The 16,119-nt window shown below is 60.5% G+C and carries 14 protein-coding genes; 13 read left to right on the top strand and 1 reads right to left on the bottom strand.

Features of this window, described 5'->3' with window-relative positions; translation table 11 throughout:
* The first annotated feature begins 248 nt into the window (after positions 1-248).
* Genes ACT3RQ_RS08650 through cobJ form a run of 9 tightly spaced genes read left to right on the top strand, consistent with a single transcriptional unit; the run spans position 249 to position 12,172 of the window.
* Entirely contained in the window at positions 249-1,976 is a 1,728-nt protein-coding gene (locus tag ACT3RQ_RS08650) for an AAA family ATPase (protein WP_444680346.1), read from the top strand.
* Positions 1,973-2,566, top strand: coding sequence for a cob(I)yrinic acid a,c-diamide adenosyltransferase (gene cobO, locus ACT3RQ_RS08645; RefSeq protein WP_444680324.1), 594 nt, complete (start codon positions 1,973-1,975; stop codon positions 2,564-2,566). The genes ACT3RQ_RS08650 and cobO overlap by 4 nt, the downstream gene beginning before the upstream one ends.
* Complete coding sequence (locus ACT3RQ_RS08640) at positions 2,566-3,954, top strand: cobyrinate a,c-diamide synthase (RefSeq protein WP_444680323.1); 1,389 nt, start codon at positions 2,566-2,568, stop codon at positions 3,952-3,954. The genes cobO and ACT3RQ_RS08640 overlap by 1 nt, the downstream gene beginning before the upstream one ends.
* On the top strand, positions 3,941-5,053 hold the full coding sequence (gene cobW, locus ACT3RQ_RS08635; RefSeq protein ID WP_444680322.1) for a cobalamin biosynthesis protein CobW: 1,113 nt from the start codon (positions 3,941-3,943) through the stop codon (positions 5,051-5,053). Before ACT3RQ_RS08640 ends, cobW begins: the two co-directional genes overlap by 14 nt.
* Positions 5,053-8,883, top strand: a complete 3,831-nt coding sequence (gene cobN / locus ACT3RQ_RS08630) for a cobaltochelatase subunit CobN (protein ID WP_444680321.1) — start codon at positions 5,053-5,055, stop codon at positions 8,881-8,883. The genes cobW and cobN overlap by 1 nt, the downstream gene beginning before the upstream one ends.
* A complete protein-coding gene (locus ACT3RQ_RS08625; protein WP_444680320.1) occupies positions 8,880-10,055 on the top strand; it encodes a cobalamin biosynthesis protein CobG in 1,176 nt (391 codons plus the stop codon). Before cobN ends, ACT3RQ_RS08625 begins: the two co-directional genes overlap by 4 nt.
* The gene (locus tag ACT3RQ_RS08620; protein WP_172118253.1) at positions 10,039-10,668 is read left to right on the top strand and encodes a precorrin-8X methylmutase; all 630 of its coding nucleotides are present in this window, start codon (positions 10,039-10,041) and stop codon (positions 10,666-10,668) included. The genes ACT3RQ_RS08625 and ACT3RQ_RS08620 overlap by 17 nt, the downstream gene beginning before the upstream one ends.
* Complete coding sequence (gene cobI, locus ACT3RQ_RS08615) at positions 10,665-11,426, top strand: precorrin-2 C(20)-methyltransferase (protein WP_444680319.1); 762 nt, start codon at positions 10,665-10,667, stop codon at positions 11,424-11,426. The genes ACT3RQ_RS08620 and cobI overlap by 4 nt, the downstream gene beginning before the upstream one ends.
* Positions 11,423-12,172 carry a precorrin-3B C(17)-methyltransferase gene (cobJ, locus tag ACT3RQ_RS08610; protein WP_444631701.1) on the top strand — a complete coding sequence of 250 codons (750 nt, stop codon included), beginning with the start codon at positions 11,423-11,425 and terminating at the stop codon, positions 12,170-12,172. The genes cobI and cobJ overlap by 4 nt, the downstream gene beginning before the upstream one ends.
* Here the strand turns inward: cobJ and ACT3RQ_RS08605 are convergent, their stop codons facing one another.
* Entirely contained in the window at positions 12,173-12,910 is a 738-nt protein-coding gene (locus tag ACT3RQ_RS08605) for a cobalt-precorrin-6A reductase (protein WP_444680345.1), read from the bottom strand. It abuts the gene before it with no gap.
* On the opposite strand from ACT3RQ_RS08605, the gene cbiE reads away from it, so the two are divergent.
* From cbiE to cobF, 4 genes are read left to right on the top strand one after another with little or no spacing between them, the layout of a single operon-like run.
* Complete coding sequence (gene cbiE, locus ACT3RQ_RS08600) at positions 12,909-14,117, top strand: precorrin-6y C5,15-methyltransferase (decarboxylating) subunit CbiE (RefSeq protein ID WP_444680318.1); 1,209 nt, start codon at positions 12,909-12,911, stop codon at positions 14,115-14,117. The genes ACT3RQ_RS08605 and cbiE overlap by 2 nt on opposite strands.
* Positions 14,114-14,521, top strand: a complete 408-nt coding sequence (locus tag ACT3RQ_RS08595; RefSeq protein WP_444680317.1) for a cobalamin biosynthesis protein — start codon at positions 14,114-14,116, stop codon at positions 14,519-14,521. The genes cbiE and ACT3RQ_RS08595 overlap by 4 nt, the downstream gene beginning before the upstream one ends.
* The gene (gene cobM / locus ACT3RQ_RS08590) at positions 14,518-15,315 is read left to right on the top strand and encodes a precorrin-4 C(11)-methyltransferase (protein WP_444680316.1); all 798 of its coding nucleotides are present in this window, start codon (positions 14,518-14,520) and stop codon (positions 15,313-15,315) included. The genes ACT3RQ_RS08595 and cobM overlap by 4 nt, the downstream gene beginning before the upstream one ends.
* Complete coding sequence (cobF, locus tag ACT3RQ_RS08585; RefSeq protein WP_444680315.1) at positions 15,312-16,076, top strand: precorrin-6A synthase (deacetylating); 765 nt, start codon at positions 15,312-15,314, stop codon at positions 16,074-16,076. Before cobM ends, cobF begins: the two co-directional genes overlap by 4 nt.
* Positions 16,077-16,119: the final 43 nt, after the last annotated feature.

Raw genomic sequence — 16,119 nt, 5'->3', positions numbered from 1 at the left:
GGAGGTGGCTACACCCTGGTGCCATCCTCTATAATGCGCGGTTATTGTAGTCATTTTATCGGCGTTTGGCTCTATCGTTATTCTCTTGTCAGTGATGAATAACTTTCACGTGTGTTGCAGTGTCCATGCGTCGCTTAATGTATTAGGTTTACCCGCTTGTAAAGTAGGCGCTTTACTCGCTTGTGAGGGCGCTGAGTAGCTCAATATCTTCTTGTTAAATCAAGTTAATGTTCCTTCTGCCCATGGTGATGCCTGTGGTTGAGTTTCCCTTTACCGCCGTCGTCGGCCAGGCATCGCTTAAAAAAGCGCTGCTTCTGAACGTGATTAACCCGCGCATTGGCGGGGTGCTGATTAGCGGCCCGCGAGGCAGCGCAAAATCGACCCTCGCCCGCGCGTTGGCCGCACTACTTCCAGAATCAGGTCAGGGCGACACGTCGCCGTTTGTTACGCTGCCGCTGGGCGCCAGCGAAGACCGCCTGACCGGTAGCCTGGACCTGCAAAAGGTATTGAACGAGCGCGAAGCCACCTTTCACGAAGGGCTGTTGGCCAAAGCTCATGGCGGCGTTTTGTACGTTGATGAAGTCAATCTGCTCGCTGACACGCTGGTTGACCTGCTGCTGGATGTTGCCGCAAGCGGGGTCAATATCGTCGAGCGTGACGGTATCAGTCACTCCCACGCGGCGCGTTTTAGCCTGATTGGCACCATGAACCCGGATGAAGGCGAACTGCGCCCGCAGTTGCTCGACCGTTTTGGGCTCTGCCTTGAGCAACCGCCTTCTATGAGTATTGAAGAGCGGATTGCCATTGTGCAGCAGCGCGATGCTTTTGACCGTGACCCCGACCGCTTTATCGCCGACTACGCTACTGAGCAGTCAGCGTTGCGTGAACGTATCGAGCAGGCGCGCCGCACGCTTGCTGCCGTTACCGCACCTGACTGGGTTTACGCGCACATCGCCAAACGCTGTGAAGAGGCTGGCGTTGAAGGCCTGCGTGCCGATGTTACCTGGCACCGCGCCGCCCAGGCCCACGCCGCCTGGCGGGGAAGCGATACGATCACCAAGGACGATATCGATACCGTTGAGCCTTGGGTATTGGCCCATCGGCGTACGCGTGAACCTTCCACACCGCCATCAACGCCGCCGTCTTCTCCACCGCCTTCGTCCACGTCAAATGAAAAACCTTCTGGCGGTCAGCCGTCTGCCAGTGGACATTCTGGCGAGCAAGGGCAGTGGGGCGCCATGCCGCCCGTGGCGCAGAATATGCGGGATAGCCAGCCGCTTGATCTCCCTACGCTACGCTTGGCTCCTTCTTCCCACCGGCCTGTGGCTAAGCAGCCGCTATCACTGGGTGGTAGGCGCAAGGGCGATGAAGCGGGCCAGGGGCGGACTAGGGCTGCGCTGAGCCCTCGCCCGGACTGGTTTGCCACGCTGATCGCTAATCGCGGCCAGTGGCCCTGGCGGCAGTTGCGTTATCAAAAAGCGCGCACTGGGCAGCCGGTGCTGCATTTGGTGCTGCTGGACACCTCCGGCTCGACGCTGGGTAAGCGCCTGCTGGGCCAAGCCAAGGGCTGGGTCGATAGCCTGACCCGCCAAGCGTACAGCGCGCGTGAGCAGATGGCCGTATTGGGCTTTGGCAACGATACGGTGACGTCGTTATTCACCCGCCAACGCGCCCCCAAAAGCCTAGAAGCGACGCTGAACAGTGCCGATGGCGGGGGCGGCACGCCACTGCGTAAAGTGGTAGAGGAGGCAGGGCGGTTGATTCGCCAGTGGCAGCGCCGTGAGCCTGGTCTGCATATACGCACTTACTTGATCACCGACGGACGCACCCGCGAATCCGTTGCAGACCTGCCAAAACTTGGCGACTGCATGGTGATGGATACCGAATACTCATTTGTAAAACGTGGCCAGGCCGTGCGCCTTGCCCAGCAGCTGGGCGCCCACTATTGGCCCCTGCCCACCCAGGAGTCAGCATGAGCGATAGCAATCACCAAAACCGCATGCAGCGCAAAAAAGAGGTGGTCGATGAGCGCATCAGCCGCGCTATTGATGAGCGCGGGGTGTTAATCCTGCTCAAAGGCAACGGCAAGGGTAAAAGCAGCTCGGCGCTCGGTACATTGGCGCGCTCGCTGGGGCATGGTCAGAAAGGCGCGGTCATTCAGTTCATTAAAGGGCGGCGCGAAACCGGCGAATACCTGTTCTTTCGTGACCACCCAAGGCTTGACTGGCACATCATGGGCCAAGGGTTTACCTGGGAAACCCAGGACCGCGAGCGCGATATACAAGCCGCCGAAGCCGCCTGGGAAATCGCCAAGGGCCTGTTGGAAGACCCGGCCTACAACATCATCGTGCTGGACGAAATGAGCTATATGTTCAAGTACGGCTACCTGGACCCGGTGCCGGTGGTCGAGGCACTCAAACGCCGCCCAGCGCATCAGAATGTGATTATTACCGGGCGCACCATGGCGCAGCCGCTTCAGGAAGTAGCAGATACCATCAGCACCGTACAGGATGAGCGTCACGCATTTCGCGGCGGCGTTAAAGCCCAGGCGGGGATCGAGTACTGATGAGCACACCTTCCGCCCGCTGCTCCGCGCTGTTTATCTCGGCACCTGCCTCAGGCCAGGGTAAAACCACGGTAACCGCTGGGCTTGCGCGGCTGCTGCGTAATCAGGGCAAGGTGGTGCGGGTATTTAAAACCGGCCCGGACTACCTGGACCCGCAAATACTCGCTCAGGCCTCGGGCCAGCCGGTTGATCAGCTCGATTTATGGATGGCAGGCGAAGCCTATTGCCGCCAACGCTTTTATGAAGCCGCTGTTGAAGCCGATTTGATTCTGGTGGAAGGCGCCATGGGGATGTTTGACGGCGAGCCTTCCAGTGCCGATTTAGCCGCGCTGTTCGGCATCCCCATGGCCATCGTGATGGATGTTAAAGGCATGGCCCAAACCGCCGCTGCGCTGGTAACAGGGCTGGCTGGCTTTCGCGACGATATTCATTTCGCCGGGCTGATTGCCAATAACTGCGGCTCACAGCGCCACCGTGAGCTGATTGAGGGCGCGCTGCCTGAAGCCATATCATTTTTGGCCGCTGTACCACGTGACCCTGAGCTGGCACTTCCCGAGCGTCATCTGGGCCTGGTGCAGGCGGAAGAGATTCGCGACGATCTGGAAATTCGCTTTGAAGCCGCCGCGCAGGCGCTGGAAGCCGCAGGCCTGCTGGATGCGCTCGCCACGCTTTCGCCGGTCAGCTTTAGTGCCTCTATTGAGGCGCTTCCCGCTGTGCCGCAAGGGCTAACAGGGCAAACGATAGGCGTGGCCCGCGATGCGGCGTTCAGCTTTATTTATCAGGCCAACCTGGACCTGCTGGCGCAGATGGGCGCGCAGGTGCGCTTTTTCTCGCCGCTGAGCGATGCTGAACTGCCCGAGTGCGATGCCCTTTGGCTACCTGGCGGCTACCCGGAGCTTCACGCGCAGGCGCTTGCGGCGAACAGCGCCATGCGCGATGCGATTAAAGGCTTCTTTAGCGCGGACAAACCCATCCTCGCCGAGTGTGGTGGCATGCTGTATAGCCTGGAAACGTTAACCGACTATGCTGAGAACACTCACACCATGCTCGGTTTACTGCCGGGGCACGGTGCCATGCGCGGGCGCCGCGGCTGCCAAGGCATGCAGACTGCCGAGCTACCCGAAGGGCCGGTTCGCGGCCATGCCCACCATCGCTCAATGGCCGAGCAAACGCCTGAGCCGATTGCTTACGGGCGCCGCCAGCGCCACCCAGCGCCTGGCGAGCCGATTTATCGTGCCGGGCGCCTGACGGCGACCTACTTACATCTGTTTTTCCCGAATAATCCTGCGGCGGTAGCGCGTCTGTTTAGCCACGCTCTTGGCAACGATTCAGCGCAGGCCACGGCCGCAAGCTCCCAAATTAAGGAATCCTCGCATGCAGTTAAATAAAATTCCCGCCACGGTTGTGACCGGTTTTCTGGGCAGCGGCAAGACCACCTTGCTGGCTAATATACTACGCCAGATTACCGGCAAGCGGATTGCGGTTATCGTCAATGAGTTTGGCGAGCAGGATATCGACTCAAGCCTGCTGCGTAGCTGTGCGCTGGATTGTGACGCAGAAAGTGACGAGGGTGAGCAAATCGCCTCCGGTGAAGACGGCAGTATTTACGAGCTGGCCAATGGCTGCATCTGCTGCACGGTAGAAGAAGAGTTTTTGCCGGTGATGAAACAACTGGTGGCGCGGCGTGATGATATCGACCACATCCTGATCGAAACCAGCGGGCTGGCCTTGCCCAAGCCGCTGGTACAGGCGTTTAACTGGCCGGAAGTCCGCCAGCACTGCACCGTGGATGCGATTATCACGGTGATCGACGGGCCTGCCGTCGCTGCGGGCCGGTTTGCCAACGACGAAGAAAAGGTTGCCGCCCAGCGCCTGGCCGATGACAGCCTTGATCACGATCCCAGCCTGCGCGAACTGCTGGATGACCAGCTAAGTGCGGCGGATTTAGTGCTGGTCAGTAAAACCGACCTGCTGAACGCCGACGAAAAAGCCCGCGTTGAAGCGCTGGTACAGGCGCGGGTGCCCGCATCGGTCAAAACGCTGTTTATCGATCAGACACTGGCTACCGACACGGCCCAACTGGAAGCCCTGATGGGCATTGGTGCGGCCAGTGAAGAGCATATCGACAAGATTACCAACCATCACGACAAGCACCATGCCGAAGGCGCCCACCACGATCACGCCCACGATAACTTCGATTCCTGCGTGATTACGCTGGGCGAAGTCGATGGCGATGAGCTGGCGGCCAAGCTTCAACATCTGCTGAAAACCCAGGAGATCTATCGCGCCAAGGGTTTTGCGGCCATTCCCGGTAAGCCCATGCGCCGAGTCATCCAGGCCGTTGGCGAACGCCTGGACGGTTATTTTGACCGTTTGTGGCGCCAGGACGAGGCGCGCCAGACCCAGCTAGTGATTATTGGTAAAACGCTGAACAGCGATGAAATTCATAAGGCGCTTGCCAGCGCTGAGAAGCCGGTAAGCGCCTAATGCATCTTTTCGCCGCCAAACCGGGAGGCTTTGTTGATGATGAAGGCATCATCGACCTACAGCAAAGCCCTGCCGAGGTTGTGATTATGTCCGCCGCCGACAGTAACTTGTCGGCGTTGGCCCAGGCGGTTGATCGCCTGGGCGATGATTACCCCTCGGTGCGGCTGGCGAACTGGATGAACCTGGTAAAACCGGCGGCGTTTGATCTTTACGAAGACCGTGTGCTGGAAAAAGCCCGCTTGGTGGTGGTGTCACTGCTGGGCGGAAAGGGCTATTGGCAGTACGGCTACGAGCGGCTTCTGGCCTGGGCGGCTTCCAGGCCCGAGCGCCAGCTGATACTGGTGCCCGGCTGCGACGCCCCGGACGATGCTTTGCTTGAAGACTCAAGCATAGCCTTTGACGATGCCTACCGCGTGTGGCGCTATTTACGCGAAGGCGGCGTGGACAACGCCGAGCAGCTGCTGCGCTTTATCGCCAATGAATGTTTAGCGCACGAGCATCCGTGGCAAGAACCTAAAGTGATTCCGGCAGCGGTTATTTATGCACCTCAAGCCAACGGCCAGCAGGCGGTCAGCCTAAGTGAGTGGCACAAACAGCGTATTGCAGAGCGCCCGGTGTGCCTGCTGCTGTTTTATCGCAGCCACCTGCAGGGCGCGAATACGGCTGTGCTCGACGGCATGATCGACGCGCTGAAAGCCGAAGGGCTTGAGCCGTTAGCCGTCGCGGTGGCCTCTTTAAAAGAAGGTCCCTGCATCGCGTTTGCCAATCACCTCATTGAGCAAACCGGCGCCATGCTGGTAGTCAATACCACCAGCTTTTCGGTCAACCGCTCCGCCGATGAGGAAAGTGCCTCAGATGCGCTGGGCAGCAATCTTCATGAGAGCCTTTTTGTCGGGCGGCCCGTCGTACTTCAGGTGATACTCGCCAGCAGTACGGCGGATGACTGGCAGAGCATGGCCGCAGGCCTACATAGTCGCGATGTCGCCATGCAGGTAGTGCTACCCGAAATGGACGGGCGAATTATCACCCGCGCCGTTGGATTTAAAGCCGAGGCGCACTATAACGCTCGTGCCCAGCTTTCGGTGACGCACCACACGCTGCACTTTGAGCGTGCCGCCTTTGTGGCCAAGCTGGCCCGGCGGTTTTGCGCGCTGCGCCAAACGCCCAATGCTCAAAAGCGCATCGCGCTGATTATGGCCAACTACCCCAATCGCGATGGACGTATTGGTAACGGGGTAGGGCTGGATACACCGGCCTCTATGCTGCACATTTTAAATGCCCTGAAAGGTGCTGGTTATCCGCTAAGCGAATTGCCGGAAAGCGGCGATGCGCTGATTCGCCTGCTCCAGGGCGCGGTTACTAATGATCATGACAGCCTGGATCAGCGCGCCTGCTGGCAAAGCATCAGCGTTGAGGATTATCTGGCCTGGTTTCAAACGCTGCCTGCCGCGCTTCAGAAAACGATATGGACCCGCTGGGGCGCGCCGCAAGACGACCCCAAATGCCGTCAGGGCCGGTTGATGATCTCCGGTATCCGCTTGGGCGAAACCTTCGTGGGCATCCAGCCCGAGCGCGACTTTATCGAAGACCTGACCCAGTCCTACCACGATATGGAGTTGGCGCCGCCGCATAGCTACCTGGCGTTTTACCTCTGGCTGCGCGAGCACTATCAGGTCGAGGCGGTTATTCATGTGGGCAAGCACGGTAATCTTGAGTGGCTGCCGGGTAAAAGCACCGCGCTAAGCGCCGAATGCTGGCCGGATATCGCGCTCGGGCCGATGCCGCATTTCTATCCGTTTATCGTCAATGACCCCGGCGAAGGCGCCCAAGCCAAGCGCAGAAGCCAGGCGGTAATTATCGACCACCTGATGCCGCCGCTGGCACGAGCCGAGCTTTACGGCCCCATGGCCGAGCTTGAAGCGCTGACCGATGAGTATTATCAGGCGCTGGACATGGACCCGCGCCGTGAAGCGCTAATTCGCGAGCAGATACTTTTGCATCTGCGGGCAACCGGCATCGACCAGGAGCTTGCCCACGCGGTGAATAGCAGCTGTGACAGCGAAATTCTCAACGAGCTGGACACCTTTTTGTGCGATATCAAGGAAGCCCAGATTCGCCACGGCCTGCATGTACTTGGCACGCTACCGCCCGAGGAAAAGCGGGCGGCCACGCTGGTAGCACTGTTAAGGCTGCCGCGTGGTGAAGCGGTGGCAAGCCGCGGTTTGCTGCACAATCTGGCCGCTGACCTGGCGCTGGGCGAGGACTTCGACCCGCTGGCGGCGGGCAGCGAGCCTTGGCTTGGCCCCAAGCCTGCCGTGCTGGCAGGCAAGCTAACCGCTGCCTGGCGAACCGGCGCGGATACCCGCGAGCGGCTGGAACTGCTCGGCGAAGAGCTGGTGGCCGACTACGTGTTGGCCCAAGGCAATCTGGCAACGCTTGCCCAAGCGTATCCTGCCACGGCCGAACAGCTTACGTTTGCCCGCAATCAGCTTTGGGCCGCCATGCAGCAGGGCGTGAAGATGGAGATTGGCTCGCTGCTGAATGGGTTAGAAGGGATTTTCGTACCCGCCGGGCCAAGCGGCGCGCCGAGCCGGGGGCGGCTGGATACGCTGCCCACCGGGCGCAACTTTTTTAGTGTGGATAACCGCTCGATCCCATCGCCTGCTGCTTGGACGTTGGGCGAAAAGTCCGCCCAGGCGTTTGTCGAACGTTACCTGCAGGATCACGGTGACTACCCGCGCCGCCTAGGGCTCTCCATCTGGGGGACCGCGACCATGCGCACCGGCGGCGACGATATCGCCCAGGCGTTTGCGCTGATGGGCGTGCGGCCCAAATGGTCATTGGGTTCTCAGCGGGTGATCGATTTTGAAGTGATCCCCGCAATGCTGCTTAACCGCCCACGGGTAGATGTCACGCTGCGGGTGTCCGGCTTCTTTCGCGATGCCTTTCCCAATGTGATTCGCCTGTTTGATGCCGCCGTGCAAGCGGTTGCCAACTATGTAGAACCAGGCGATAGCAACACCATTCGCGCCGCCGTGCTTGATCGCCAGCACGCCCTTGAAGCCCAAGGGTTAAGTGCCGAAATGGCCGCCCAGGAAGCGAGCTACCGTATTTTTGGCAGCAAGCCCGGCGAGTATGGCGCAGGCCTGAACCGGCTGATTGAAAACCGTAGCTGGGGTAATGCCGATGACTTGGCCGAGGCCTACCTGGGCACCGGCGCCTACGCTTACGGGCAGTTTGCGGATTCCGGCACCGCCGCACGCGGCGCCTTTGAACAGCAGATCAAAGGGCTGGATGCGGTAATGCAGAATCAGGATAACCGCGAGCACGATATTCTCGATTCCAACAGCTACTACGCCTTTCAGGGCGGCATGGCTAATGCCACCCGCGCGCTGAACGGCCAGGCGCCGGAGATTTATCACGCCGACCACGCCAACCCCGCCGTACCCAAAATTCGCACACTCAAAGAGGAGCTTGCCCGGGTCATTCGCTCGCGGGTGTTAAACCCCAAGTGGATCAACGCCATGCGCGAACACGGCTACAAGGGCGCGTTTGAAATGGCCGCCACGGTCGACTACCTGTTTGCTTACGACGCCACCACGGACCTGGTGGCGGATTACCAGTACGCTCAGGTGAGCGAAGCGCTGGTGCTGGATGAGGCCAACCAGCAGTTTTTACGAGAGCATAACCCCGCAGCGCTTGAAGAGATGGCCGAGCGGTTACTGGAAGCCGCCCAGCGCGGCATGTGGCAAGAACCCGGCGAGCACGGCGACGCGCTGCAAGACCTGCTGCTGGAAATGGACGAAGCCAGGGAAACCGCCAGTTTATGAGCACTAGTCCGCTGATCAAAGGCTGGTGCCCCGGTGCCTGGCAGCCCATGGAAACCGGCGATGGCTGGTTAGTGCGCGTGCGCCCACCGCTCGGCCAGCTATCCAAAGCGCAGGTGCTCGCGCTGTGCGACGCAGCGGAAACCTTCGGCAATGGGTTAATTGAGTTAACCAGCCGCGCCAATATTCAGCTGCGCGGCGTCTCGGAAAGCACATGGCCGCCGCTAATGGATTTTTTGGTGGCGCACGAATTGGTCAGTGCGGACCCCGCCACCGAGCAGCAACCCCAATGCCTGCTAGCGCCCGACTGGCAGGCGGGCGATGACACGCATCAACTTGCCTGCTTGTTACAGGCGCGAGGCAGCGAGCTGGCCGTGATGCCCAGCAAAGTTGGTATTGCGATTGATGCGGGTGAATTAGCGGTATTGGGAGATGCCGCCGCTGATTTTCGAGTTGAGCGCTCAATAGAAGGTGGGCTGATAGTGCGCGCCGAAGGCCATGCCTGCGGTACGCCGGTGGGCTCTATTGAGGCGGCCACCGAGCATTTAATACGCCTGACGCACTGGTTTGTGGAAAGCGACGGAAATGACGCCGGGCGGATGCAGCGGCATAAAGTGCCGCTTCCCGCGTGGTCACCTGCTAAAATGCGCCCCGCGAGCGCTTCTGCCATGGAGAAAGCAACGCAGGGCGCGGCGCTGGCGCTTGGCGAGTATCAAGCGGGGATGGTTTACGGGCTGCCGTTTGGGCGCGCAGCCGCTGCTGCGTTGCGGGCAGCGGTTGCCCCTGCGTCGGTGAGCCATGTGCGGGTAACGCCGTGGCGACGTTTATGGGTCAAGGGCGCAAGTGAGCCGGTTGAAGGCTTGATCAGTGATAATCAGGATACGCGCTTATTGATGGATGCCTGCCCCGGCGCGCCTTACTGCGCTCAGGCAAGCGTTGCTACCCAGCCGCTGGCTAAACGGTTAGCGCCCGGCGTTAAAAGACACAGCGTTCATATATCCGGTTGCGCCAAGGGGTGCGCCCGCCGTTCATCGGCCGACGTGTGCCTGGTCGGTCAGGCAGGCCGATTTAATCTTATTGTTAAGGGTGGTGCCCAGAGCACGCCCGTTAAGATAGGCCTCACCGAGACTGAGGTCGTCGAATATTTGGAGAGTTTGGGTGCCCTATACGTATGAAACAAGCGGCCCGGCGATTTACCGGGAATCCTTCGCGATTATCCGCAGCGAGGCCGACCTTGCGCGCTTTTCTGCTGAGGAAGAGACCGTTGCCGTGCGCATGATTCACGCCGCCGGGCTTGTCGAGTTGGCCGCGCATATTCACTTTCAAAATGACGCGGTCAATAAAGCGCGCTCGGCACTCGAACGCGGCGCGCCGATTCTTTGTGATGCACGGATGGTTTCTGAAGGCATCACCCGCAAGCGGCTGCCGGCCAATAACGAGATTATTTGCACCCTGAACGATGAGCGCACGCCACACCTCGCCCAGGAAATGGCTAACACCCGTTCGGCCGCAGCACTAGAACTATGGCGCCCGCATTTGGAAGGCGCCGTGGTGGCCATTGGCAACGCACCCACCGCGCTGTTTCATCTTTTGAACATGCTGGAAGACCCGAGCTGCCCACGCCCGGCGGCGGTAATCGGCTGTCCGGTAGGCTTTGTAGGCGCCGCTGAATCCAAGGAAGCGCTGTGGGCGACGCCCGCCATTCCCAGCTGCATTGTACGTGGCCGCTTGGGCGGAAGCGCGGTGACGGTCGCGGCCATTAACGCCATGGCGGATCGCGTCGAATGACTCAGGCAGCTACGCAAGAAACTATACAAAGAACTAGGCAAGGCACGGTATACGGTGTTGGCCTGGGGCCGGGCAGCCAGGACTTGATGAGCGTGCGCGCCGACCGGCTGATTCGCGGCGCCACACATATCGCCTATTTTCGTAAAAAGGGCCGCAAGGGCCATGCGCGCAGCATTGTTGAAGGGCTGTTAGCCCCTGGCACCATTGAGCTGCCGATGGAGTACCCGGTCACCACAGAGATTCCTTTCGACGACCCGCAGTACAACGCACTGCTCTCGGCGTTTTACTCGCGGTGCGTGGCCCAGCTGATCGAGATAGCCAACGCCGGTGACAACGTGGTGGTGCTCTGCGAAGGCGACCCGTTCTTCTACGGCTCGTTTATGCACCTGTATACGCGCCTGCTGAGCCAAGTGCCGGTGTCGGTAGTGCCGGGGATTACCGGTATGTCTGCCGCCTGGACGGCGACCGCGCAGCCGATTACCTGGGGCGATGATATTCTGACCGTGCTGATGGGCACGCTGCCGGAAGAAACGCTCGGCAAACATATCACCGATACCGACGCGCTGGTGGTCATGAAGATTGGGCGTAATCTAAACAAGCTGCGCCGGGCGCTTAAACAAGCGGGCCGGGAAGACCAGGCGTGGTTGATTGAGTACGCTGCCATGGAGCAGCAGCGCGTGCTGCCGTTGGTAGACGTTGGCGAGAGCGTGCCTTACTTCTCGATAGTGCTGATTCACGGTAACGGGAGGCGCCCATGAGCGGCTGGCTAAAAATTGTCGGCCTGGGCCCAGGCGCCGAGGCGATGATGACCCCCGAAGTGTCCGCCGCGCTTTCGGATGCCACCGACGTTGTCGGCTATGTGCCTTACGTTAACCGCGTAGCGCCGAGGGAAGGACTTACGCGCCACGGCTCGGATAACCGCGAAGAGATTCGCCGTGCCGAGCAGGCCTTGCAGCTGGCGTTAGAAGGGCACCGAGTTGTGGTGGTTTCCTCTGGCGACCCCGGCGTATTCGCCATGGCCTCGGCAGTGTTTGAAGCGCTGGAAGCGGGCGATGCCGCGTGGCGCGCACTGGATATTCAGGTGCTGCCGGGTATTTCGGCCATGCTGGCGGCCAGCGCCCGTGCGGGCGCGCCGCTGGGCCACGACTTCTGCTGCATCAATTTATCCGACAATTTGAAGCCCTGGGCGCTGATCGAAAAGCGCCTGCGTTTGGCCGTTGAAGCCGATTTTGCGATGGCGTTTTATAATCCGCGCTCAAAATCGCGCCCGGTAGGGTTTGAACGCACGTTGGAGGTGTTGCGCGAGGCGTGCGAACCCGAACGGTTGATCATCTTCGCCCGCGCGGTTTCCACGCCGGAAGAGTCAATCCGCGTAACGGCCTTAAAAGATGCCACCCCGGAAATGGCCGATATGCGCACACTGGTGATTGTCGGTTCAAAACAGACGCGGTTAATTGAGCGAGATGGTGAGCCGTTGGTTTATACGCCGCGTTCAGCGCTTTGATCAAGAGCGATCATTAAGCCAGGCAAGCACCTCATCAACGCTATGCACTTCATGGCGAGCGGGCAGCGCCGGGCGGTCAATCATGATAACTGGCACGCCGAGCGCGCGGGCGGCGCCAAGTTTGGAAACAGCACCTTCGCCACCAGCGTTTTTGCACACGATGCGCTCGATACGTTGGGTTTTGAGTAGCGCTAAATCGCCCTCCAGCGTGAACGGGCCTCTATCCACCGTGGTGGTGAAGTGGGCAAGCGGCGGCGGGGCGGTTGGCTCGTCGACCAAACGCAGCACATAGTGGTGTTGAGGCTGCACAGCAAACGCGGCCATGTGCATGCGGCCAATGGCAAGCAGCACGCGCTGGGGCGGGCCTTCGAGGGCGCTAACCGCCTCTTCGACACTTGCCACGTGTTGCCAGTTATCGTGAGTGGTGGGTGCCCAGGCGGGGCGGGTCAGAGCAATCGCCGGTACGCCGGTTTGCTGGGCGGCGGCCAACACGTTACGGCTCATCTGTGTGGCAAACGGGTGGGTTGCATCAATAATATGGGTGATGCGCTGTTGGGTAATAAAAGCCGCCAAACCGTCGGCGCCGCCGAAACCGCCCACGCGGGTGGGCAGCGGCTGCGCTTTAGGCGCGTTAACGCGGCCCGCATAGCTGAACATGGCTGGGATACCGCGCTGGCTAACGGCGCTGGCCAAAGCGCTTGCTTCACTCGTACCCCCAAGAATCAGGACGTTTATCATGGCTTTAGTTAACAAGGCTCCGTGGCTCACACTGTTAGGTTGGGGGGAGAGTGGCACAGCGGGCCTGACAGCGGCAAGCCGTGAGCAGCTTGAACGTGCCGAAATCGTGTTCGGCGCCCGCCGCCATCTGCGGCTTCTTCCTCCGTTAAACGCGGATATTCGCGAGTGGCCGGTGCCGTTTCTTGATGGCATCCCCGCACTTCTCAACGAGCGCGGCCGCCAAGTGGTCATGCTGGTATCCAATGATCCGTTCTGGTTCGGGGCGGGCACTAGCGTGGCGCGCCACTTGGAGGCCAGCGAATGGATCGCCGTGCCATCACCCTCGACCTTTAACCTAGCGGCGGCCCGGTTGGGCTGGCCGCTTGAGCGCTGCACCTGCCTAGGCTTGCACGCCAAACCGCTGACCCGCATTAGGCCCTACCTGCAAAGCGGCAGGCGCTTACTGGTACTGCTACGCGATGGCTCCGCCGTGGCTGAGCTGGCCGCGCTGGTGAAAACATTCGGCTTTGGGGATTCCCAACTAAACGTGCTGGAAGCTCTGGGCGGTGAAGATGAGCGCATTCGCACGCTGCGCATGGATGACACGCTACCCGAGGATATCGCCCACCCGGTGGCGGTAGGTATTGAAGTCGCGGGCAACGGCCCCGCAATTCCCTTAACGCCGGGCCTGGCCGATAGCTTTTTTGAGCACGACGGGCAGATCACCAAGCAGGCCGTGCGCAGCCTAACGCTTTCGGCACTTTCCCCCAGGTTTGGGGAGCGGTTGTGGGATATCGGCACTGGCTCTGGCTCCATCGCCATTGAGTGGCTGCTGGCCCATCCGGATAACCAGGCCGTAGGCTTTGAGCAGCACCCAGAGCGCGCCGCGCGGGCACGGCGTAATGCAGAAAACCTCGGCGTTGATTGGCTGGAAGTAAACGAAGGCCACGCCCCGGAGGTGCTTGAGAATGCACCGCTGCCTGATGCGGTGTTTATCGGAGGCGGACTTTCTCAGGCGCTGCTGGATGCTTTATGGCAGCGCCTACCTGCCGGGGTGCGCGTAGTAGCTAACGCGGTCACGCTGGAATCCGAAGCGTTGCTGGCGCACTGGCAGCAACAGGCGGGTGGCGAGCTGCTACGACTGGAGCTTGCCCACGCCGCACCCATGGGCACCCGCCGGGGCTGGAGAGCCAGCTACCCGATTGTGCAGTGGCGTGGCGTTCGATGATCAAGCAAACAGTGACTAAGCAGGCGCTGAAAGTCGCAGGGTTCGGCTTTCGCCAGCAGGCAACGCTTGAATCACTGGAACAGGCGCTGGATCAACTGATTGCTGAGTACGGCCCTATCGACCGGCTGGCAGCAGCGAGCAGCATGCTGCCCCTAGTTGAAGCGCTGGGCAGCGCCCGTAATATTCCGGTAATAGGCGTCGCGGATGCAGCATTAGCAAGCGTTACCACGCTGACGCATTCCGCCTATAGCCTGCGCGAAAAAGGCACCGGCAGTGTGGCAGAAGCCGTGGCGCTTCTGGCCGCAGGCAGCGGGGCGCGGCTTTTAGGCCCGCGCACGGTTTCAAACGATAGAAAGGCCACGGCCGCGGTGGCCATCGCAGCGGCGAAAGGAGTTGGATTATGACGGTTCATTTTATTGGCGCAGGCCCCGGCGCGCCGGATCTTTTGACGCTGCGCGGGCGCGATTTGATTGCCGCCTGCCCGGTGTGCCTGTATGCGGGTTCACTGGTGCCCGAGCAAATTCTTGGGCACTGCCCAGAAGGCGCGCGCATCATCAACACCGCGCCGCTGTCGCTCGATGAGATTATGCAGGAAATTCAAACCGCCCACGCCGCAGGCCAGGATATCGCACGGCTGCACTCCGGCGATTTATCGGTGTGGTCCGCCATGGGCGAACAGCTGCGCCGCCTGCGCGAGCTTGATATTCCCTACAGTGTTACCCCCGGCGTGCCTTCCTTTGCGGCAGCGGCGGCAACGCTCGGCCAGGAACTAACGCTACCCGGCGTAGCGCAATCCGTAGTGCTGACTCGTACGCCGGGCCGGGCAAGCGCCATGCCGGACAACGAGACGCTGGCCAACTTTGCCCGCACCGGCGCCACGCTTGCCATTCATCTCTCCATTCAGAACCTAACCCAGGTGGTGGAAAGCCTGACGCCTCATTACGGCGAAGAGTGCCCGGTAGCGATTGTATGGCGAGCCAGTTGGCCGGATGAGCATGTGGTGCGCGGGCGCTTATCCACGGTGGAATCTCTGATCGATAACACGCTGCAGCGCACGGCGCTGATTCTGGTAGGGCCGGTGCTGGAATCCCATGACTTTCAGGAAAGCAGCCTGTACGCGGTAGGCTACGACCGCCGCTTTCGCCCCCAGTCCGCCGATTCGCCGTTTGCCAGCAGCGATGAAGAGGGCAGCGCATGATCACGCTCTCGCTGATCGGCATTGGCACCGGCAACGTTGACCACGTAACACTCGAGGCGGTGCGCGCCTTGAACGAGGCCGAGGTGATTCTGCTACCCCGCAAGGGAGAAGCGAAATCGGACCTTATCGACCTGCGCCGAGTACTCTGCGGCGAGCTGCTTGATGAAGCGGCCAATACCCGCATCGTTGAGTTCGATTTACCCACCCGCGACGGCGAACGCCAGTACCTAAGCGCAGTAGACGAGTGGCATAACGCCATTGCCAGCGTGTGGGCCGAACTGATGGATAAACATCTGCCCAACGGCGGCCGCGTCGGAATGCTGGTATGGGGCGACCCCTCGCTTTATGACAGCAGTCTGCGCATCGCCAAACGCCTGACGGACAGCGGCCGCGCGGTTGAGGTTAACGTGGTGCCCGGCATCACCAGCCTGCAAGTGCTCACCGCCGAACATAAAATCCCGCTCAACGCGCTCGCCGAACCCATCCAAATCACCACCGGCCGCCGCCTGCGCGAACGCGGCTGGCCTAATGATGCCGCCACCGTAGCAGTAATGCTCGACAGCGGCGGGGCATTTACCACGCTGCCACAAGCTGATACTTACATTTGGTGGGGCGCCTACCTGGGCATGGATAAGCAGTGCCTGATCAAAGGTCCGTTAAGCGAAGTAAGCGACGAGATCATTAAGCGCCGCGCCGCGCTGCGTGAAGCGCGCGGCTGGATTATGGATATTTATCTGCTGGCCAGACAGCCTCTGCTGTAACGCCGGTATTAAGTTGGAATGTTTTTCCATAAAATGGCTCTAT

It is taken from the genome of Halomonas sp. AOP43-D1-4, assembly GCF_052446175.1.
GTDB lineage: Bacteria > Pseudomonadota > Gammaproteobacteria > Pseudomonadales > Halomonadaceae > Vreelandella > Vreelandella citrativorans.
The sequence above is the reverse complement of the archived record's forward strand: the minus strand, read 5'-3'. Positions and strand labels throughout refer to the sequence as shown.